The organism is Marinactinospora thermotolerans DSM 45154, assembly GCF_900167435.1.
GTDB classification, from domain to species: Bacteria; Actinomycetota; Actinomycetes; order Streptosporangiales; family Streptosporangiaceae; genus Marinactinospora; species Marinactinospora thermotolerans.
The window spans coordinates 380,766-400,926 of record NZ_FUWS01000001.1 but is presented as its reverse complement, the minus strand read 5'-3'; the positions used below and the strand labels follow the sequence as shown (position 1 = coordinate 400,926).

General features: G+C 72.2%; 20 protein-coding genes. 10 read left to right on the top strand and 10 right to left on the bottom strand.

Features of this window, described 5'->3' with window-relative positions:
- Window positions 1-232 precede the first annotated feature (232 nt).
- Together B5D66_RS01775 and B5D66_RS01770 are read right to left on the bottom strand one after the other, a co-directional pair.
- Window positions 233-3,427 carry an amidohydrolase family protein gene (locus tag B5D66_RS01775; RefSeq protein ID WP_078759776.1) on the bottom strand — a complete coding sequence of 1,065 codons (3,195 nt, stop codon included), beginning with the start codon at window positions 3,425-3,427 and terminating at the stop codon, window positions 233-235.
- A 188-nt stretch (window positions 3,428-3,615) separates the two neighbouring features.
- The gene (locus B5D66_RS01770) at window positions 3,616-4,563 is read right to left on the bottom strand and encodes a helix-turn-helix transcriptional regulator (RefSeq protein ID WP_078759775.1); all 948 of its coding nucleotides are present in this window, start codon (window positions 4,561-4,563) and stop codon (window positions 3,616-3,618) included.
- Between the two features lie 95 nt (window positions 4,564-4,658).
- Between B5D66_RS01770 and B5D66_RS01765 the strand changes: the two genes are divergently transcribed.
- The gene (locus tag B5D66_RS01765) at window positions 4,659-5,024 is read left to right on the top strand and encodes a VOC family protein (protein ID WP_078760028.1); all 366 of its coding nucleotides are present in this window, start codon (window positions 4,659-4,661) and stop codon (window positions 5,022-5,024) included.
- A 272-nt stretch (window positions 5,025-5,296) separates the two neighbouring features.
- On the opposite strand, the gene B5D66_RS01760 is transcribed toward B5D66_RS01765, so the two are convergent.
- From B5D66_RS01760 to B5D66_RS01750, 3 genes are all read right to left on the bottom strand, one after another.
- A complete protein-coding gene (locus B5D66_RS01760) occupies window positions 5,297-6,148 on the bottom strand; it encodes a metallophosphoesterase family protein (protein ID WP_078759774.1) in 852 nt (283 codons plus the stop codon).
- Between the two features lie 384 nt (window positions 6,149-6,532).
- Window positions 6,533-7,111: an RDD family protein gene (locus B5D66_RS01755; protein ID WP_159457193.1), complete on the bottom strand. Its 579-nt coding sequence runs from the start codon at window positions 7,109-7,111 to the stop codon at window positions 6,533-6,535.
- A 315-nt stretch (window positions 7,112-7,426) separates the two neighbouring features.
- Window positions 7,427-8,524: an ABC transporter substrate-binding protein gene (locus B5D66_RS01750; protein WP_078759772.1), complete on the bottom strand. Its 1,098-nt coding sequence runs from the start codon at window positions 8,522-8,524 to the stop codon at window positions 7,427-7,429.
- Window positions 8,525-8,990: 466 nt separating this feature from the next.
- Between B5D66_RS01750 and B5D66_RS01745 the strand changes: the two genes are divergently transcribed.
- On the top strand, window positions 8,991-9,221 hold the full coding sequence (locus B5D66_RS01745; protein ID WP_078759771.1) for a hypothetical protein: 231 nt from the start codon (window positions 8,991-8,993) through the stop codon (window positions 9,219-9,221).
- A gap of 166 nt (window positions 9,222-9,387) precedes the next feature.
- Window positions 9,388-9,540, top strand: a complete 153-nt coding sequence (locus B5D66_RS25365) for a hypothetical protein (RefSeq protein ID WP_159457192.1) — start codon at window positions 9,388-9,390, stop codon at window positions 9,538-9,540.
- Between the two features lie 114 nt (window positions 9,541-9,654).
- Here the strand turns inward: B5D66_RS25365 and B5D66_RS01735 are convergent, their stop codons facing one another.
- Window positions 9,655-10,845: a glycosyltransferase family 4 protein gene (locus tag B5D66_RS01735; RefSeq protein WP_144290652.1), complete on the bottom strand. Its 1,191-nt coding sequence runs from the start codon at window positions 10,843-10,845 to the stop codon at window positions 9,655-9,657.
- A gap of 215 nt (window positions 10,846-11,060) precedes the next feature.
- On the opposite strand from B5D66_RS01735, the gene B5D66_RS01730 reads away from it, so the two are divergent.
- Complete coding sequence (locus B5D66_RS01730) at window positions 11,061-12,602, top strand: long-chain-fatty-acid--CoA ligase (RefSeq protein ID WP_078759768.1); 1,542 nt, start codon at window positions 11,061-11,063, stop codon at window positions 12,600-12,602.
- A gap of 58 nt (window positions 12,603-12,660) precedes the next feature.
- Here B5D66_RS01730 and B5D66_RS01725 read toward each other — a convergent pair whose 3' ends face one another.
- Complete coding sequence (locus tag B5D66_RS01725) at window positions 12,661-13,368, bottom strand: helix-turn-helix transcriptional regulator (RefSeq protein WP_078759767.1); 708 nt, start codon at window positions 13,366-13,368, stop codon at window positions 12,661-12,663.
- Between the two features lie 185 nt (window positions 13,369-13,553).
- Between B5D66_RS01725 and B5D66_RS01720 the strand changes: the two genes are divergently transcribed.
- The 4 genes from B5D66_RS01720 (at window position 13,554) to B5D66_RS25360 (ending at window position 16,797) form a co-directional block, all read left to right on the top strand.
- Complete coding sequence (locus B5D66_RS01720; protein WP_078759766.1) at window positions 13,554-14,564, top strand: zinc-binding dehydrogenase; 1,011 nt, start codon at window positions 13,554-13,556, stop codon at window positions 14,562-14,564.
- Between the two features lie 328 nt (window positions 14,565-14,892).
- Window positions 14,893-15,435: a DUF7144 family membrane protein gene (locus B5D66_RS01715; RefSeq protein WP_078759765.1), complete on the top strand. Its 543-nt coding sequence runs from the start codon at window positions 14,893-14,895 to the stop codon at window positions 15,433-15,435.
- Window positions 15,436-15,671: 236 nt separating this feature from the next.
- Complete coding sequence (locus B5D66_RS01710; protein WP_235000633.1) at window positions 15,672-16,490, top strand: SigB/SigF/SigG family RNA polymerase sigma factor; 819 nt, start codon at window positions 15,672-15,674, stop codon at window positions 16,488-16,490.
- 136 nt (window positions 16,491-16,626) lie between these two features.
- The gene (locus B5D66_RS25360; protein ID WP_159457191.1) at window positions 16,627-16,797 is read left to right on the top strand and encodes a hypothetical protein; all 171 of its coding nucleotides are present in this window, start codon (window positions 16,627-16,629) and stop codon (window positions 16,795-16,797) included.
- Between the two features lie 19 nt (window positions 16,798-16,816).
- Here the strand turns inward: B5D66_RS25360 and B5D66_RS01705 are convergent, their stop codons facing one another.
- A complete protein-coding gene (locus B5D66_RS01705; protein WP_078759764.1) occupies window positions 16,817-17,017 on the bottom strand; it encodes a hypothetical protein in 201 nt (66 codons plus the stop codon).
- Window positions 17,018-17,253: 236 nt separating this feature from the next.
- Between B5D66_RS01705 and B5D66_RS01700 the strand changes: the two genes are divergently transcribed.
- On the top strand, window positions 17,254-18,084 hold the full coding sequence (locus B5D66_RS01700; protein ID WP_078759763.1) for an aldo/keto reductase: 831 nt from the start codon (window positions 17,254-17,256) through the stop codon (window positions 18,082-18,084).
- 58 nt (window positions 18,085-18,142) lie between these two features.
- Here B5D66_RS01700 and B5D66_RS25620 read toward each other — a convergent pair whose 3' ends face one another.
- Together B5D66_RS25620 and B5D66_RS01695 are read right to left on the bottom strand one after the other, a co-directional pair.
- Window positions 18,143-18,301, bottom strand: a complete 159-nt coding sequence (locus B5D66_RS25620) for a hypothetical protein (RefSeq protein ID WP_200813477.1) — start codon at window positions 18,299-18,301, stop codon at window positions 18,143-18,145.
- 73 nt (window positions 18,302-18,374) lie between these two features.
- Window positions 18,375-19,253, bottom strand: a complete 879-nt coding sequence (locus tag B5D66_RS01695) for a sulfotransferase (protein ID WP_078759762.1) — start codon at window positions 19,251-19,253, stop codon at window positions 18,375-18,377.
- Window positions 19,254-19,365: 112 nt separating this feature from the next.
- On the opposite strand from B5D66_RS01695, the gene B5D66_RS01690 reads away from it, so the two are divergent.
- Window positions 19,366-20,139 carry an SIR2 family NAD-dependent protein deacylase gene (locus tag B5D66_RS01690; protein ID WP_078759761.1) on the top strand — a complete coding sequence of 258 codons (774 nt, stop codon included), beginning with the start codon at window positions 19,366-19,368 and terminating at the stop codon, window positions 20,137-20,139.
- Window positions 20,140-20,161: the final 22 nt, after the last annotated feature.

Sequence of the window (20,161 nt, the reverse complement as noted above, 5' to 3'; positions counted from 1 at the left end):
GAGTATGGCGGTGGGGCGCGCGTCGCCCCCGTCGCGTCAGGTCCCCACCGGGGCCACCGTGGCACACCGTTTCGCCGCGTGAAACGGCCGGGACCGTTGCCTCCCGGGTCACCGACGCGTGGTCCGGGAGGCAGCGGCTGTCTCGGTGGGCACGCGCGAGGCGGTGGTCCGGGGACCGGGCGATCCGGGACGCGAGGCGCCCGAGGAAGCGGAGGGGGCGTGACCGCCGGACTCAACAGCGGTGGGGCGAGGCCGGCTCGGACTCCCCATGCCACCAGTGGCGGTCGTCGTCGACCAAGGGCAGGGGGTCGCCCACCGAGGTGGCGGCCGTGCCCTCGTGGAGGGGCTGCGCGGCCTCCCGGAAGGGGGCCAGCAACTCCTCGACGGTGTGCACCTCGCCGTTGGCGACCACCATGCGCACCGCGGCCGCGGCCGTGATGTCGCTGAGGGGATCCCCCTCGACCAGCGCGATGTCGGCGAGCCGGCCCTTCTTGACGGCCCCCAGGTGATCGCCGAGTCCCAGCCAGCGCGCGGCGGTGCCGGTCGTCACCATCAGCGCCTCGCGCGGGGTGAACCCGTGGTGGACCAGCGCGCGCATGTTCTGGTGCAGGCTGATCGCCACGTTGTCCAGCGGGGCGTCTGTACCGCCGAGGATGATCCCCCCGCCGCGGTGGATCTCCAGCAGCATGGCCACCTGGCCCTTGAGGGCTTCGCGGTTCAACCGGGCGGCCGGCGTGTCCTCCCGGGCGGCCTCGACCTTGTCCCGCAGGGCGTGGTACTCCCAGTCGGGATAGAGCACGCGGGTCCGCTCGTCGTCGGCCAGGGAGGCATCCTCGGCGTACAACGCCTGGGAGGTGAACAGTGTCGGCGTGATCGGCATCCTCGACTTCGCGAACAGCCGCGTCGCGTCCGCGTAGGAGCGTCCCAGCCGGCTGACGGTGTGGGAGTAGCCCAGCCGGTTGGTGGCCCCGGTGTGCTCCATGCCGTCCATGCCCAGGTGCACCGCCGGGTAGAGATAGTGCGAGGTGAGCGGCAGGTCGTCGGCGTGGGCCCGGGCGATCGCGTTCCTTTGCAGCGACACCGGTAACCGGACGTAGGTCTTGACCAGGTCGTAGTCCAGGGCGATGGCGCGCCCCAGCTCCAGCTCCAGCTGCTCCTCGTCGTGGGTGGGGCGCATGAAGTTGTAGTAGACGCGGGTGCCGTCGATGGCCTCGCCGGTGCCGAGAAGGCGGGGGCCGAGGACCTTGCCCGCGTCCAACGCCTCGCGGGTCTCCAGCATGCGATAGGCCGGATCGCCGGGCGAGCGGACGGTCGTGACACCGTAGGCCAGCCACAGCGGTCCCTGCCGCGAGCCCCACTGGCGGCCCCGCAAGTGCCAGTGCACGTGTGCGTCGACGAGGCCGGGCATCGCGGTCAGGTGCGTGGCGTCGATGACCCGGGTGTCGCCTTCCCCGGTGTGGTCGCCGCGCGCCTCGACAGCCGTGATGCGGTCGTCCTCGATCACGATGTCGACGTCGCGGCGCAGCCGCGTCGCCGTGCCGTCCCACAGGGCGCCGACCTGGAGGATGGTCCGCCCCTTGGGGCGGCGCCGCCTCCAGGTGAGCGGCAGGTCCACCGTCGTGGGGCGTCCGCCGGCCGCCGGGACCTGGCGCAGGCGGCCGTTGTTGAGGTAGAGCAGCCGCGCGGAGTCGCCGCTCCAGCTCGGCGCGTCCGCGGCCTCGGTGGTCACCTGCCGCGGTTCGCCGTCGAAGGAGCCGTCGCCGTTCACCGCCACGGTCCACAGCACGCTCTCCATGACGAAGGCCATGCGGGAGCCGTCGGGGGACCACACGGGTCCGTCGTCGCCGCGGGTCGACAGCGATCGGTGGGGAGCGGGCTCGATGTAGCGGGTCGCCCCGGAGCGCAGGTCGACGGTGAGGATCTGGCTCGTCCCCTCGCGGAACCGGCGCGATCGCGGCCGCACCGCCGCGAGGGCCAGCACGCCGCCGTCGGGGGACCACGTGGGACGGCCGGGCTGGAAGAGGGCGGGAAGCACCTGCCGGGCCGAGCCGTCCTCGAGCCGTAACACCCACGTGGCGCCGTTGTGGTCCTGGTAGGCGATGTGCCGTCCGTCGGGGGACCAACGCGGGGTGATCTGCGCGCCGTCGAGGTGGGTCAGCCGTTCGTCGGTGCCGGTGTCGAGGTGGTGGCGCCACAGCGCGGGGGCTCCCGCGCGGTCGCTGGAGTACACCAGCGATTTCCCGTCGGGATGCCAGTCGGGGTCGGCGGCGAACGACCCGTCGTCGACGAACGCGCGGGGGCGCTCGCCGATGGGCATCACCCACAGCGCCCCCAGGGCACCGAAGGCGACCCGCGCGCCGTCAGGGGAGAGCACCGGTCCGGCGATCCCCCGCACCGCGTGGCGGGCGGTGTCGTCGGGGGAGCGGCGCGGGCCCCGGGAGGCGGGCCTGCGGTAGGGGACGCGGGCCCGTACGGCGACGTCGGAAACACGCCCGGTACGGGTCTCACGGATGCGCACGTGCCCGTCGGCGGTGTAGAGGAGCCGTCCCGCGCCGAGCCAGGACAGGGCGCCGGGGAAGACGTCCTCCGTGCCGCTGACGGCCTGCCCGCCGACCACCAGTTGTGCGGTGTCGCCGTGGGCGCGCACGTAGGCGAGGGTCGTCCCGTCCTCGGCCAGGACGGGGGAGAAGACGGCGGTGTCCTCCTGGGCGGCGACCAGTTCCCGGGTCGTCGCGTCGAGGTGGGTGACCTGGATCCGGGCGCCGTCCACGGTGTGCACGATCCCGCCGCCGTCAGGGGTCCAACTGGGGCTCGCCGCGTCGGACCCGTCCGAGGTGAGCCGGGTGAGCCGCCCCGAGGCCAGATCGTGCAGCCAGACGGCGTAGCCGTCACCGCGGTCGCTGACCAGGGCGACGGTGCGGCCGTCGGGGGAGAAGCGCGGTTCGCGGTGGTCATGGGGGCCGCTGGTGAGCCTGCGGGGCCGTCCGTCGGGCAGGTCGAGCAGGTACAGGTGGTAGTTGCCTTCGCGATAGGCCTGGAAGACCAGGCTTCGCGAGTCGGGGGAGAAGTGGGGGCGGGTGGCGTCGTGGAGATCGCCGGTCAACCGGCGGGCGGTGCCTCCCGTGGCGGGGGCCAGCCAGATCGACGTGTACAGGTCGAAGGCGATCCAGGCGCCATCAGGGGAGGCGGTCGCCGAGATGTTGGTCCCCTCGGTGACGGTCAACTGGGGGCCCTCCGCCGCTTCGGCGGGGCGTGCCGTCACGGCCGGGCCGGAGGAGGCCAGGGCCCAGGCGGTGCCGCCGGCCAGCGCGGCCTTGCCGGACGTCGTCAGGAGTTCACGACGGTCCAGTGAGGCCGGGGAATCGAGCTCCCCGGCCGTGGGCGAGGTGGAGTCGGGGGATGGGGCTGGGGAGGACGGACGGCGCATGTGGGCTCCACGGGATCGCCGGGGCTGTCGTTACCGAAGAACCATCACCCAAGAACAGTCCGTAATCAAGGGTCGCGCAGGTCCGATAGGCGGCCGGATGCCGCCATGGCCGTCCGGGCGCTCCCGCCACCGTTGGGGACACCACGAGCCGGGGGAGTGGCCCTGATCCGAGCCGGGGGCGGGCCGTCCTAGGAGTACTGCCGCACGATCCCTTCGGCCAGGAGCCGGATCCTCTCGCGGGCTTCGGGAGGCCCGGTCACGGTGAGGCTGTCACCGAACTGGAGGAGAGAGTGCAGGCCCTCGAGCCCCTGGACCGCGACCGTGACCCTCACCCGGTCCGCGGCCGTGGCGGGGTGGACGGTCAACCGGCTGCCGAGGATGCGCCTGGCACGGTCGAGCTGACGCTGATCGAGCTCGGCCTGCACCCGCAGCCCCGCCGCGCCCTCCCAGCCGGCGGTCAGCTCCGCCGCGGCGTCGGCCAGGCCCACCCCCGGGCGTGGCCGCCGAGGGACGCGCAGCGGCTGCCACTCGATGAGCCGTTCCAGCGCGTACAGGCGCGGGCGTCCCGAGTGGTCCGCCACCAGGTACCACCTTCCCGCCTTGGCCAGCAGGCCGTAGGGGTCGACGACGCGCCAGGTCCCCTCGCTCTGCGTCGACCGGCGGTAGCGAATCCGCAGGCGTACCGCGCGGCGCAGGTCGCCCAGCAAGGCCGCCGGCGGCGTTCCCTCCGGCGGCCGGGAGAACCAGGGGCTGTTGTCGGTGACGACGACCGCGCTCAGGGGCAGCGTGGCGGTGTCCGACGCCACGGCGCCCGACCGTACCTTCCGCAGCGCGCGGCGGCCGTCGGCCGTGGCTCCGAGCTGCTCGTGCTGCCGGTCGTCGAGACCACGCAGCACGAGATGGTCGCGTTCGTCGGGGGTGAGCCGCGAGGTGTCGAGCGCGCCTCCCGGCAGCAGGGTCACCCCTCCCCGGCGTCCTCGGCGGATCAGCAAGGGGAAACCCGCCTCCTGGAGCCATCGCAGGTCGCGAAGGACCGTGCGCACGGACACCCCGACCTGGGCGGCCAGGTCGGAGGTTGTCGAGCTCTCCCGGGTCTGGAGGGCCAGCAGTAGTGAGAAGAAGCGGTCCGGGGTCACGTCTCCAAAGATCTCAGAGAAACATGACGGGATCGGTCGGGTATGACCGGCAGGGTCCTCACGTCCGGCACAACGACCACGTGAAGGAGACCGTGATGCCGACCTCGGCCGTGTTCATCGTCTACGTCAACGACGCCCCCGCGGCGGCGCGCTTCTACGCCGACCTCCTGGAGAGGGGGCCCGACTTCGAGACCCCCCGCTACGTCTCCTTCGATCTCGGTGACGGCGCGGCCCTCTCCCTGTGGAGCGGACAGGCCGGTGACCTGTCCCCGGCCACGCCGCGCACCAGCGAGTTCTGCCTGACCCTGTCGGAGGGACCCGCGGCCATCGACGCGCTGTTTCGGCGGTGGGCCGCCATGGGGGTCCGTGTGGTCAGTGAGCCGCGCGACGAGACGTTCGGGCGTACCTTCGTCGTCGCGGACCCCGACGGCAATCTCATCCGCGTGGCCCCCGCCGACTGACCGGTGAAGGCCGTGGCGCCGCGCCGAGACGGTGCGGGCCGCCACCGGCGGGTCCGGCGAGGGCCGGGCCCGCCCCGCCGTCGCCGGGGGCGACGTCCGTGACGCCCGGCCCCCGGTCCTAGGGGGTCGCCCCCTTCTCTCTGCCCTCCAACCCCTCCAGGAAGAGGGCGAGACCGTCGAGGTGATGGCGCAGGGAGAAGTCGAAGAGCGCGTCCAGGTCGGTGACCGCGTCGGGACACCGCTGGAGGGCCGCCTGCCGGGGACGGCTCTGCTCAGGCGCCCTCGGCGGGGAGGATGCGGCGGAGCCCGCGGTGGCCGCCGCGCGGCTGCCACTCCCTCGGGTAGCCGATGGAGACCTCGTGGAAGGGGACGCCGTCCTCCACCGTCGTCCGGGGGATGTGGAGGTGCCCGTAGACGACGGCCTTCGCGCGGAAGCGCACGTGCCAGTCGGCGCTGTGCTCGGTGCCGCACCACTGCGCGAACTCGGGGTAGCGCAGGATGCGCGTCGGTTCGCGGGTGAGCGGCCAGTGGTTGACCAGGACGGTGGGCAGGTCGGGGTCCACCTGGGCGAGACGGTCCCGGGTCGTCTCCACACGGGCCCTGCACCAGGCCGCTCGACTCGGATACGGATCGGGGTGCAGCATCATCTCGTCGGTGCAGACCACCCCGGTCTCATAGGCCCGGGCCAGGCTCTCCTCGGGCGTCGTGGTCCCCGGCGCGAGGAAGCTGTAGTCGTACAGCAGGAAGAGCGGGGCCACGACCACCGGTCCCCCCGCGCCCGCCCAGACGGGGAACGGGTCTTCGGGGGTGGTGATCCCGAGGCCGCGGCACAGCCTCACCAGGTGGTTATAGCGCTGGACGCCGCGCAGTTGGAGCGGGTCGTCGCGCGGGGTCCACAACTCGTGATTGCCGGGGACCCAGATGACCCGGGCGAAACGTTCGGCGAGTGTCGCGAGCGCCCACTCGATGTCGGTGCTGAGCTCGCCCACGTCGCCGGCGACGATCAGCCAGTCCTTCGGGGTCCAGGGGAGGAGTTCCTCCAGGACCTTGCGGTTCTCCCGGTAGAAGACGTGGAGGTCGCTGACCGCCAGGAGGTTCCCGGAGGCGCTGGAGGGAAGGCTCATGGCCCCAACGATACTCAGGTATCTCCAAAGCGGAGATATTCGCATTTTCCGGACGAAATTAATCGGCGGATAGATCCTTTCCCAGGCGGTGGGAACGGAGGGGCAGGCCGGGGACGTTCCTCGCCAGGGGCGAGGCCGCCCGGACCCGGAAAGGCCGGCGGAGGCGGGGGACCCCGCCGGGAGCTGCGAGGCGGGACCGGGACGGCGCGGCGGACCGGATCCGGTGGACGGCCCCTCCCGGCTGGTGACACCGTGGGCGCGGCTCGGCGGGGACAGGGACAGGTGGGGCCGTGCCACCGCGGACACGCCTCCACCCTTTCCCGCCCTGGCCGGGCGCCGCCTCCCGCCCGCCCCGTCCGGGGGACCGGCCCCTGTGCCGGGCCGTCAGTTCCTGACGACCCGTGTCCCGCAGGCGCGGTCGTGCAGCCCCCGGTGCGTCGGCTCGTCGCGGAGCAGCGCGATGCCGTTGACGAGGTGGCCCAGCCCGCAGGGAAGGCCGAGCAGACCGAGGAGGACGGCGCGCAGCGCCGCGGCCCCCTTTCCGGGCGGTCGCCCCGTCGCGGCCACGACCCTGATCCCGCAGGCGAGTTTGCCCAGCGTCCGGCCGTGGCGGGCGGTGGGGAGCCAGTGGTAGAGGAAGACGGCGGCCAGGCCGGTGAGTCCGGCACCGCCCAGGAAGAGGTTGAGCGTGACCTGGTTGTCGGGGATCACGCCCAGTCCCAGGGTCAGCCCCAGTCCGGTCAGCATCACCGCGAAGTAGGCGAGGAACAGGAGGCCGGAACAGACGAGGGTGTCGATCAGCCACGCCGCCAGCCGCGCCCCGGGCGCGGCGGGGACGGGGCCGGTCGGCCACGGGCCTGAGGGGAAGGGCGGGTGGGCGGGAGAGGTCGGCGGGACGGCCGTGGACGGGGGGAGCCACGGGGAGGCCGGCCGTTGCCGTCGGGGGTCGGGGGGAAGGGACACGGGGGTTCCTCGCTCTCTCGTTCGGGGATGGACCGTATCCTCCACCATGGCCGTGACGCGGCGGCCCGATGGTGTTCTCGGCCCTCCGCCACGGGATCCCGAGGTGCGGGGTTGTCCGTAGAGGGCGCCCCGGCGAGCGGGACGGCAACGGGCCCCGGGCCCCACCCTCGGGGAGACCACCGAGGCCCCTCCCGGGGCGGAACCTCCTCGGCGGCGCGGCCTCGCTGTCTCGGGTGCGCGCACCCTGCGGGAGGCTGGACGCGCTGAGGCGGCCCCGGCGAAGCGCCGCCGGGGCCGCCCGGCGGCGGACCCGCCTTACTCGGCCGGGATGGGCTCCGCCTCGGTGGCGTCGTCGCCGTCGGCCAGGGCGGCCAGGCGCGGCGTCAACTCCTGTAGCGCGTAGGGCAGGCTCAGCACGGACCCGAACGACAGCGCGCCGTTGATCCGGCTCATCTCCGGCATCGTCAGGTAGCGGCCCTCGCGGGCGACGTCGAGGCGCTGGAACACCGCCTGGTTGGTGACGCTGTTCTCCTCGTCGCCGTACACGCCCACCAGCAGGACGTCGGCCTCGAGCACCTCCAGCTGCTCCAGGCTGACCTGCTTGGGCTCGCGGTTCTCGTCGGTGAACAGCGCGGCGGCCTCCTCGGGCAGCTTGAACCCGAGCTGGGTGAGGAAGCCCGGGGCCGGCCCCTCGGCGTAGGCCCAGGCCTCGCCGCCGATGGAGGTGGCCAGCAGGGCGGTGGACTCGGCGAACTCGGGGTGCTCGGCGCGCACGTCCTCGAACTGCTGCTCGATGTCTTGGACAAGGGCCTCGGCGTCGTCGACGCGGTCCAGGGCGACGCCGATGGTGCGGGCGATCTCCTGCCAGGTCGCGCCGTAGTCGGCCTTGTCGGCCGGCTGGGCGATGGTGGGCGCGATCCCGCTCAGGGTCGAGTACTCGTCCTCGGTGAGACCCGAGTTGATGCCGACGATGAGGTCGGGGGCCAAGGAGCCGATCTGCTCGAAGTTCAGCGACTCCACGGGCAGCACCTCGGGGAGCTCGGCGTCGCCGAGGGCGTCGGCGGCCCAGGGCCACAGCGCGCCGTCGTGACCGCCGAACCACTCGCGCACGCCCACGGGGGCGACACCGAGGGCGAGCAGGTAGTCCTGTTCGGTCAGCCCGACGGTGACCACGCGCGAGGGGACGCCGGAGATCTCGGTCGTCCCGTACTTGTGCTCGATGCTGCGGGTGGAGCCGCCCTCCCCGCTTCCGCCTCCGTCCTCGGGGGCGCACCCGACCATGCCGAGGACCGTGATGCCGCCCAGCCCGAAGAGCGCGCTGCGCCGGGAGATCGGGGGGAGGACCGGACCGGTCGTGCCGAGGGGCCGGCGCCGTGCACGGAGGGGGCGCGCGGTCGGTGTCGTTCTGCTCAACGTCGTGCTCTCCTGATGTCTTCGGTGGGGGCCCGCCGGTCGGTCCGCGTAGGGGGCCGGAATGGGGATTTCGGGGAGGTCGGGTCCGTGGGGAGGAGCCGACCGGTGCGGGCCCGGGAGGGCGTGGCAGCCGTGCAGGTGAACCGGCAGGCCACGTCCACCCCTGTGGACCGATGGTTAGGTTAGCCTAGGCTGACTCGACATGTCATGGGAGGGGCGGGGACGTCGGTCCGTCGGCGCGGGGGTGTAGAAGCCGATGTGCGGGGGAGCGGAGTCGTGTGCGGCGTCCGGTAACCGGGCGGACACCGGGCGTCGCACCCCTGGGGTCCTAGGCCGGGCGGGCGTGGAGGGGTTTTCCGCCGGCCCGTGTCGCCGGAGCCGTTCGGGGCAGCGGAATCGTCGACAGGCCCGGGCGCCACACGAACGGACGCCCCGGGCGGTAGGCCGACGACAGAGGAGGTCCATCGTGGCCACGCAGCACACCCCGGCCGACGACATCGTCTTCGACCTGGTCAGCGTCCAGTACCACGCGCTCCAGGGAGCGGAGAACAACGACCGGTTCCGCCGCGACGCCGAAGGGCACGCCGACGTCCAGGAGTTCTTCGAGGAGGTCGCCAAGCAGGACGCCTGGCGCGCGCAGCGCTGCCACGAACTCCTGGGCGAGCTGACCCGTGGACAGGGACTCGGTTCGAGCTGACGGGATCGCTCCGGCCCGTCCGGACGGGAAGCGGGCCCCGGCCGGCCCCGGGTTCTCGTGGTCGTTGCAGCACCCCACGTGAAGGGGTGGGATGGGCGACTTCGAGGTCCGGGACCGCCGGGAGCCCCACGGCCCGAGGAGGCCGGCCCGCGAGCGGGAGGCATACTTGCGCCTCCTGGACCAGGAAGTCTCCTACGCCGAGGCGTGCCGCATCGGCGGCATCACCACCTGGACCGGCAAGCGGTGGCGCAATGGCCGCAACGCCTCGGGCCGTAACAAGGCGGCACCACCGGCCAACGCGGTGGTGCCGCCTCGTTGATGGCGAGGCTGGCGGTTCCTTTTCCGCTTCGCTCCCATGACCGCCAGGGAACCGTCGGCACGATCCCTGCCCACCGGCGGAAGAGGGGCGGGTGCCCCCGGCGGTTCCACGGGGTCAGGTGGCGGGCGCGGGAGAGAGCACGGAGTCGTAGACCGACAGGACACGCGGGGCCAGTCGGTCCCAGCGGTACCCCGCCGCGCGGCGGCGAGCGGCCCGCCCCATGCGGATCCGCGCGGGGGCGTCGTCGAGCAGGCGGGCCAGGGCGTCGGCCAGGGCGCGCTCGGCGTCCACCGGCACCAACAGACCGGTGACCCCGTTCTCGACGACCTCCGGCAGACCGCCGGTGTCGGTCGCCACCACCGGCACGCCGACGCGCATCGCCTCGACCGCGGCCGTGCCCAGCTCCTCGTAGCGCGAGGGGAGTGCGAGCAGGGCGGCGCCGGAGAGGAGGGCCGGCACCCGCGCGTGCGGCACGAAACCGAGGAAGCGCACCCGGGAGGAGAGCCCCAGCCGAGCGGAGAGGGAACGCAGCTCCGCGCGGGCGGGGCCGTCGCCGGCCACGACGAGACGGGTGTCGCGGTCACCGAGCAGGGAGAAGGCGCGTATCAGCGTGTGCACGCCCTTCTCGTGGTGGAGGCGGCCCAGGTACAGGACGTAGGAGCCGGGCGGCTCCTCCAGCCCGTCGGGGCAGCCGGCCGCGTCGGCGAACTCGTCCTCGGCCACCCCCGACGGGATGACGTGGATTCTGGCGGGATCGGTGCCGTGGACGCGGGTCAGGCGCGCGCCGCGTTCGGTGAGGACGATGACGGCGGCGGCCTTGCTCGCCGCCGCGGCCTCGGCCCGGCCGCCCAGGACCTTGAGGAGGGCCGAACGGGGGCCGTGGACGCTCACGGTGTGCCGGACGCTGCAGTGCACGGTCATGACGAGGGGGAGCCGCCGCGCGCGGGCCGTCAGCAGGGCGAGCGGGGCCGCGGCGATGTCCTCTCCCAGATGGACGTGGACCAGATCGGCGTTCTCCGCTAGTCGGGGCAGGAGGGCGGCGGCCGGAAGCGCGTACCCCTGTCGCGCCCACGGCAGGGGCAGCCCCAGGCGTATCACCCGGCCGTGCCGGCCGAAGCGCTGACGCGCGGGTGTGCCGGGAGGGCGGGTCGTGACGATCGTCTGGACGACTCCGTGCCTGTCGAGTTCCTCGCTGAGCCGGGCGGCGTGGTTCTGCATGCCCCCGACGGGGTCGAACGCGCGTCCCCGTCCCGACAGCGCCTCCGGTGGTGTCTCAAAGACCGAGCACAGGCGTAGTACCCGCATGTTCCCCCGTTCGGTGTCCCCGTGGCCATCGCTACCCGGCACACCGATGCGCACACTGCTGGATCCGGGCGACGCCAGGTCGCACACTCCGTGCCTATTTGACTGATTTTGCTGCCATGTCCACCGTTTCGTGATCTCGCATACCTACCGGTCGGTTTCAGGATCTGTGAGTATGACGCACAACACAGGAGGCCCGTTCGGAGGAGGACACGCCCATGGTGAACCTGGCGACCGTTCTGGAGGACAGCGCCCGCCAGTACCCGGATCGCACCGCGCTCGTCTTCGGCGACCAACGCCTCCCCTACTCCCTGGTGGACGCCATCGCGGCCCAGGTGGCCAACCTGCTCGTCGCGCGCGGGATCGGACCGGGGGACAAGGTCGCCCTCGCCTGCCCCAACCTCCCCTACTTCCCCTTCGTCTACTACGGGATCCTCAAGGCCGGGGCGGTGGTGGTGCCCCTCAACGTGCTGCTCCAGCCGGCGGAGATCGCCTACCACCTGGACGACTCCGACGCCAAGGCCTTCTTCTGCTTCGAGGGCACCCCCGAGCTTCCCCTCGGTCAGCGCGGGTTCGAGGGCTTCGCGCAGGCCACGAAGGCCGAACACTTCTTCGTGCTGCCGGCCACGGCGCTGGCCACGACCTCCTCCGTCGACGGGGCCGAGACCCTGTGGGCGGCGCTCCAGGGCATGGAGACCGGCTTCGACACCGTTCGGACCTCGGCCGAGGACACCGCGGTCATCCTCTACACCAGCGGGACCACCGGCCGGCCCAAAGGGGCCGAGCTGAGCCACCTGAACATGCTGATGAACGCCATGGTCTCCGACGGGATGATCCCGAGAGAGGAGGGCGGTGACGTCGCCCTGGCGGTCCTGCCGCTGTTCCACTCCTTCGGGCAGAGCTCGGTCATGAACGTGAGCATGCTTCGGGCCGGCACCCTGGTGCTGATGCCGAGGTTCGAGCCGGTCGGCGCGCTGGAGCTGATGCGCCGGGAGAAGGTGACCACCTTCGCGGGCGTGCCGACCATGTACTGGGCCATGCTCTCCGCGGTCCACGCCGGCGACGCCGAAGTGCCCCAGACGCTGAGATCGGCGGTCTCCGGTGGTTCCGCGCTGCCGGTCGAGGTCCTCAAGGACTTCAACCGGACCTTCGGCGTGCAGGTCCTGGAGGGCTACGGACTGTCGGAGACCTCGCCGACGGCGAGCTTCAACCAGATGCACCGGCCGACCAAGCCCGGCACGATCGGCTTCCCCATCTGGGGGGTGGAGATGCGGCTGGTCGACGCGGAGTGGAACACGATCGAGGGCGAGGGGCCGGGCGAGATCGCGATCCGCGGCCACAACGTGATGAAGGGCTACTACAACCGTCCGGAGGCCACGGCCCAGGTGATGAGGGACGGCTGGCTCCGTACCGGTGACATCGCCACACGGGACGAGGACGGCTACTACACCATCGTCGACCGGGCCAAGGACATGATCATCCGCGGCGGGTTCAACGTCTACCCCCGCGAGATCGAGGAGGTCCTGTTGACGCACGAGGAGGTCTCGCTCGCGGCGGTGGTGGGCGTCCCCCACGACTCCCACGGCGAGGAGATCAAGGCCTACGTGATCCGCACGCCCGGTGCCTCCCTCACCGAGGAGGAGCTGATCGCCTGGAGCAAGGAGCGGATGGCCGCCTACAAGTACCCGCGCATCGTGGAGTTCCGCGACGAGCTTCCGATGAACGCCACGGGCAAGATCCTCAAGCGCGAACTGCGCTGATCCGGCATTTCGCCCCCCATCGCCGGCGCCGCGGGGCGCCGGATCCCCCGCCCGGACGCTACGCGCGGTCACCGGCCTCCTGAACGGGGACCGGTGGCCAGGCATCCGGGGCGAGGACCCCCAGCACATAGGCGCGGGCCACCAGCGCCGTCCGCGTGCGCACGTTCCACAACCGCGACAACCGGCGCAGGTGGTAGTTGACCCCGTCGACGGTCATGCCGACGTCCTCGGCGATCCGCGCGGTCGTCTCGCCCCGGGCCGCCCCGGCCAGGATCCGCGCCTCGACCCGGGACACCCCGCCGGCCCTGTCGTCCACGCCGGTGTCGGCCGAGGCGGAGACCGCGCGCAGGGTCAGCAGCAGGACGGGCCGGGCCCCCGGGACCTGACTGACGACGTCCACGGTCAGTTCGCCGTGACGTCCGCTGCCGTTGGCCACGCGCCAGCCCACGTCGATCGAGAAGCGCGCCCTGTGCCGCAGCCGGAGCGCGTCCAGCAGGGGACGCATCCGCGCGCTGTCGCGGGGCCGGAACAGATCCAGGGCGTTGCGCCCGCTCAGCCGTCCTGGAAGGGTCCCCCATTCCGCGGCCATCGCCAGGTTCGCCAGCAGGACCACGCCATCGGCGGAGCACACCGCGACGGGCACCGGCAGGGTGTCGAACAGCAACGCCGCGCGGTTGCGCCACAGTAGGGCCTCACCGTCCGTCGTGGAGACGTCGATCGCGTCCCAGGGCGGGAAGGCACCGGCCCCGGCGTCCTCGTCGCGCATGTCCTCCGCCCCCTCCGACGGTCTCGTGGTGGCGGGTGATCTCTCCCGCAACGCTACATGTTCGTGTAGCGGCCCTGGGGGCGGGCGCTGTTCGCGTGGGGAGAGAGTAGGTGGGGTGGACGGCCGCGCCACCGCCGTGCGCGGTGGCCGTCCACCACCCCGCAGTCGACACGACCGGAAGACAGGTGATCGCCGTGCTCGCCGGACGGCTCAACGTCAAGACCCGCACGTTCTCCCTGGAGGAGGTTCCCGTGCCCCGACCCGGGCCGGGACAGGTCCGCATCAAGGTCAAGGCCGCGGGCGTGTGCCTGTCGGACGTGCACCTCATCGACGGCACCCTGACGCCCCGGCTGCTGCCGGGCGACACGGTCACCCTCGGCCACGAGGTCTCCGGCGTGGTCGACGAGCTCGGGCCGGAGGTGACCGGCTGGGAACCGGGCCACAGGGTCCTCCTACAGGCGGGGGAGGAGCGCCGGGGAGCGGTCTGGACCCGTGGTGTGGACTATGACGGCGGATGGGCCGAGTACGCCCTGGCCACCGCGTCGACCCTGGTGCCCATCCCCGACGATCTGCCCTTCGAGCAGGCCGCGATCATCCCCGACGCGGTCTCCACGCCCTGGGCCGCGGTGACCGCGACCGGTGACGTCCGGGCGGCCCAGCCGGTCGGCGTGTGGGGCGTGGGCGGGCTGGGGGCGCACGCCGTGCAGCTGCTCCGCCTGGTCGGCGCGGCCCCGATCGTCGCGATCGATCCGCTGCCCGAGGCGCGGGAGCGCGCCCTCCAGTTCGGAGCCGATATCGCCCTGGATCCCGCCGACCCGTCACTGTCCCAGCGGGTGCGTGCCGAGACCGGCGGGGCCGGACTGGCCGTCGCCTTCGACTTCGCCGGGGTGGCCGCGGTGCGCGAGCAGGCGGTGGCCTGTCTCGGGCCCGGGGGTCGGCTCGTCCTCGTGGGCCTGACCGACAGGCCGCTGGAGATCCGCAACGGGACCACCTTCAGCTACTTCCAGCAGCAGATCCGGGGGCACTACGGCTCCTCCGAGGAGCACCTGACCCAGTTGGTGGAGCTGACCCGCCGGCACCGGTTGGAGTTCTCCCGGTCGGTCAGCGAGGTCCTGCCGCTGGCGGAGGCGGACCGGGCGGTGGAGCGGCTGCTGCGCAAGGAGGGCAACCCCATCCGGCTGGTCCTCACGCCCTGATCCGTGTCCGGGGCCGGGCAAGACCGCACCCGTCCCCGGCAAAGTTCCGGTGGTCAAGTGCGTCCCGCGGGTCAACGCGCGGCCTGTCGGCGGTCTCTTCTGCGTATGCTCCGCCCTCCTGGAGGTTTCCCCGGGGGAGGGGGGACGGGTATGCGTTCGACAGGCGCGCGGGGCCGGCGTAACGGCCTCGCGGCCGGGGAGGGACGCGACGGCCCTTCGGAGGGCGACCGGCCGGGACGGCACGGCCGGCATCGCCCCTTCCCCGGTGTCCGGCACCCGCAAGGTCCCGGACGGTGCCGGATGACCGTGGCAGGAACGGGGGACGGCGATGACGTGGGACGACCTCAACGGCCGGGGCGCCTTCACGGCGCTGATGCTGTTCGCGGTGGGGGTGGCCAACTTCCTCCAGGGCCTGACGGCCCTGTTCTCGGCCGACTACTACGCCGTCCCCGCAGAAGGGCTCGCCTTCGCCGGGTACGTCTTCTGGGGCATCGTCTTGACCCTGTGGGGTCCCTTGCTCGTCGTGGGGGCCTACGCGCTGTTGAAGGGGCTGGACTGGGCGCGCGGGTACTGCGCGGTGGTGGCGGTGTTGAACATCGTCGCGCAGTTCGCCTTCCTGGCCGCGTTCCCGTTGTGGTCGGTGGTGGTGATCGCCCTCGACGTGCTCGTCGTCTACGGGGTGACGACCGGATGGCCCTGGCGCGGTGACGCGCCGGCCGGTGCCGAGACGGCGCGGGGCGAGGAGACGGCGCAGTCGGGCGGGGCGACGGCCGGTGGACGCCGCGCTCCCCGGCACGCGGGGCGCGGGGCCCCCGCGCCACGGGCGGGGGACCGCGAGCGGCAGGAAACGCAAGGAGGCCGGGAAGGATGAGCGGCCCGGCAGGATGAGACGGTCCCGTCCCCCGGACCGGTTCCCCTGGGTGGGCGCGGGCGCCCGCGCCCTCGGTGTTCCCCCTGGTCCCGCCGCTGGAGGGAGACGAGGGTCACGCCGTGGTGAGGGGGCCGTGGGACGGGACGCGGTTTGGAGGGGAAATCTCCGGGGATCGCTGGGGTGGGTCCGACAGGGTGGCCTTGAACCTGCGTTCGTCAGATGAGAAAGGGGACATCGTGTCGATTCCCGGAGCCGTCTCCACCCGACCCGTGGTGGATGACCACCGTGAGATCTCCGTTCTCGAACAGCGGAGAGCCGAGACCGACGAGCTGCTGGCGGCCTTCGCGGCCCTCCCGCACGACCACCCTGACCGGGAGGACCTCCAGCGCCGCATCGTGGAGCACTACAGCTCCTTCGTCATGCAGCAGGCCCGCCGGTACCGCAACCGTGGGGAACCGCTGGAGGACATCGTCCAGGCGGGCATGCTGGGCCTGGTCAAAGCCATCCAGGGGTTCGACCCCTCCGTCGGGCGTCCCTTCCTGGCCTATGCCACGCCGATGGTGCTCGGCGAGATCAAGCGGCACTTCCGCGACCGCACCTGGGCGGTGCACGTGCCGCGCAGACTCCAGGAGAAGCGCTCCGAACTCAACCGGTTCACCGCCGACTTCGCCCAGCGCACCGGCCGCGCTCCGACCACCGCCGAGATCGGCAAGGCGCTGGAACTCGATGAGGAGGAGGCCGGCGAGGTCATCATCGCGGCATCGGCCTACAGCGCGATGTCGCTGGACGTTCCGGTCGGCGAGAACGAGGAGCCGGTGACCCTCGCCGACGTCCAGGGCGAGATCGACCTGAACCTGGAGAACGTCGTCGACCGCGAGGCGCTCGCCGCCGCGCTGGAGAGCCTGCCCGCCCGAGAGCTCAAGATCCTCCTGCTGCGCTTCTTCGGAAACAAGACCCAAAGCGAGATCGCCGGGCTGATGGGCATCTCCCAGATGCACGTCTCCCGGCTGTTGTCCAAGGCCCTTGCCCGGCTACGCGCCGAGATGAGCCGTTAGGGTGGCCTTCTGACACGCGCGAGGGAGAATCGTCCGGCGGCGGGACGGCCGGCCCGCGAGGCCGGTGGCCCGGTCGGGGGTGGGGCGCAATGCCTCGCGCGTGCGGGCGATGATGACGGTTGGTGAAAGGGGTCCTGTGGACGGCGAGACCGGCGAGACCGCTTGGGAGGACCTGGACGACGACGAGTTGCTGGACCGCGCGGCCCGGCTGATCCAGCGGGAGCCGCTCCATCCGGGGGTGGTGGGGCTGGTCGAGGCGATCAGACGCGTGGGGATGGAACGCGGGGGCGACACCGGGCGCTCCTGAGACCGTCGCGGTCCGCGGCTCACGCCGGAGGCTGCCATTCCAACAGGTCCTGGATCCCGTCGTCGATGAGCTGGTCTTGGGTGTAGACGACGGCGTCGAGTGTCACGCGGTGGCGCCGGTCGATCTCCAGTGCGCCGTCGTGGCGGCGCGCGACCACGGCGTCGGGGCCGGCCCACAGCAGGGCCAGCCGAAGTTCGGGAGGAATGGTCGAGGTGGGCATGAAGGGACCTTCCGTGAGCTTTCGGGTGCGGTCCCAGGGTTACACGCGCAGCCCCCAGACGTGGTCAAGGACAGGTCTAGAAGAGTTCCGGACTGCTTTGGAAACGGTCCGTCCGGGGTAGCGGAACCTCCGGCCGGGTGAGGCCCGTCACGATAGCGGCGAAGCGGGAATGCCGTGTCCACGAGCCGGGTTTGCCCCGGAGGCAAAGGATCGTGGATCAACGAGGTGGATTTCTCATGACGACCGTCCCCGACATCACCCTGAACAACGGCGTGCGCATTCCGCAGCTGGGTTTCGGGGTCTGGCAGGTGGACGACGCCGAGGTGGTGGAGCCCGTCCGGGTCGCCCTGGAGACCGGCTACCGCAGCATCGACACCGCCGCGGCCTACGGAAACGAGCGCGGGGTCGGCGAGGCGATCCGCGCCTCCGGGCTGGAGCGGAGCGAGGTCTTCGTCACCTCGAAGCTGTGGAACAGCGACCAGGGCTACGACACGACGATGCGGGCCTTCGACGCCACGATGGAGCGGTTGGGCCTCGACGTCTTGGACCTCTACCTCATCCACTGGCCGCTGCCCGAGCGCGGCACCTACGTCGAGACCTGGAAGGCCCTGGAACGGCTCTACGTCGACGGGCGCGTCCGGGCGATCGGGGTCTCCAACTTCACCGTCGACAACCTGCGCCGGATCATGGACGAGGGCGGCATCGTCCCGGCGGTCAACCAGATCGAGCTGCACCCCAACCTCGTGCAGACCGAGCTGCGCGACTTCCACGCCCGCAACGGCATCGCGACCGAGGCGTGGAGCCCCCTGGGCCAGGGACACCTCCTCGACGACCCGGTGATCGGTCGTATCGCCGAGGCGCACGGACACACCCCCGCCCAGGTGATCCTGCGCTGGCACCTCCAGCTCGGCAACATCGCCATCCCCAAGTCCGTCACACCCGAGCGCATCCGCGCCAACTTCAACGTCTTCGGCTTCGAGCTGAGCGAGGCCGAGATGGGGGAGATCTCGGCCTTGGACGCGGGACGCCGTTTCGGTCCCGACCCCGTGACGTTCAACGGGGTCTGATCCCGGCGAAGGGGGCGGGGCCGTGGCACATGCCACGGCCCCGCCCCCTTCGTGTCCGTCAGGCGAGTTCGCGGCGCTTCAGGGCGCCGGCGAGCGTCGCCTCAGGCCCCTTGCGGGCGAGCCGGACCAGGTAGACGACGGCCGCCGCGAAGATGCTGACGGGGACCGCCATGATCACGGTCAGGGCGATGAGTTCTGCGATTCCGAGTGCTCCCATAGCGGCCATCGTAGGCAATGCCGGGGCCGGCCGGCAGCGGGGTGGGCGGTCGCGGCCTCCGCGGGGCGCTCGGTCACAGGTAGCCCAGGCGCGAGAGCTCGGTGTGGGCGGTCGAACGGATCTCCTCCCGCTGCTGCGGGCTCAGCCGCGTCCGCCACGAGCCGATCCCCGCGGACCCCGTCCGAACCAGCTCCACCGCCGAGACCCGGGCCGAGGCGAACTCCGACAGCCGTTCCGCGGCCTCGACCTCCCCGCCCGGCAGATCCTCATAACGCAGTGTCAACAGCCGCTCCCGGCCCAGTTCGCCGCGTAGCCGCGCCGCCATCCGGACCGCCCCGCGCCAGCGCAACGCGCTCTTGGCGGCCAGGGACAGCTTCGGGTACTCGTCGCGCTCTTCCTCGGTCTCGATACCGAAGAAGGGGTTGGGCAGCTCGTCGTCCAGGTTGGCCATGCCGGGCCGAAACCACGCCAGCGAACGCTCGTCGGCCAGCATGTCGGCGACCACGTCCCTGCCGTCCCGGATGATCTGGACGAAGAGCGCGTCGTCGAAGGCGTCGCGTAGGGCGGCGGCGCTGTAGAGCAGGTCGGGGCTGGCGTCGCCGAAACGGTTCGCCTTTCCCGCGTGGCGGCACGGCCGTGCGGCGTCACGCGCCGCGACGTTCTCGTCGGGGCAGCGAGGACAGGTGAAGGGGGTGAGCTGCCATGCCTCGGCGAAGGCGTCCCGCACCAGCGTCGCGGCGCCCGAACGCCGTTCCTCCGCGATGGAGGGCCGCCGCGCGAAGGCGTAGACGGCGTGCAACACACTGGGCTGGCCCGAGGTGAGGTGGAAGCCGGGAACCCGGCCGAGCGCGCGGGCGACCAGGTCGACCCCCGAATGCGGGGCGCCCAGCACGAAGACGGGGCGGCGGACCTTCGTGCCGTTGACCACGAGGATGTATGGCGGCTGTTTCATGAGTAGGTCGATTTTGGCACTGTTCGTGGGGCTTTGCAGTAGCGGCATCGTCGGTCGCGCGGGCACTGACAGAATGGGCGGACATCGCACGCCCACACGGATGCGGGGAAACATGACTTCCACCTCGGGTATCGCCGACGTCGCCGCCTGGCTCGCCGACAGCGACCGCGTGACGGTGCTCACTGGCGCCGGGATCTCCACCGAGTCCGGCATCCCCGACTTCCGCGGACCGCAAGGAGTGTGGACCACCGACCCGGGGGCGGCGGCGCTGTTCGACATCGACGTCTACCGTTCCGACGCCGACGTGCGCCGCAGGGTCTGGCAGATGCGGCGCGCCAGCCCGATCTGGGAGGCCGAGCCCAACGCCGCGCACCGCGCGCTGGCCGACCTCGACCGGGCCGGCCGGCTGCACGCGCTCGTCACCCAGAACATCGACGGTCTCCACCAGCAGGCCGGAACCGACCCCGACCACGTCATCGAGGTCCACGGCACCATCCACCGGGTCGTGTGCCTGGCCTGTGGACTGCGCACTCCCACCCCCGAGGTCCTGGAGCGGTTGGAGGAGGAGTCCGACCCGAAGTGCCGACGCTGCGGCGGCATCCAGAAGGCCGACACGATCTCTTTCGGACAGCGGTTGCGGGAGGACGTGCTCCAGGCAGCCATCGACGCCGCGCAGGAGTGCGACCTGTTCCTCGCCGTCGGCACGTCGCTGTCGGTACATCCGGTCGCCGGCCTGTGCGACCTCGCGGTAGAAGGGGGAGCCGGGCTGGTGATCGTCAACGCCCAGCCCACCCCCTACGACGAGGTGGCCGACGCGCTGCTGCGCGACCCCATCGGACGGGTGCTGCCCGAACTGGCGCGCCGGATCCTCGGCGACGCGGGCTGAGACGGCGGGCGGTGGAGCGGGC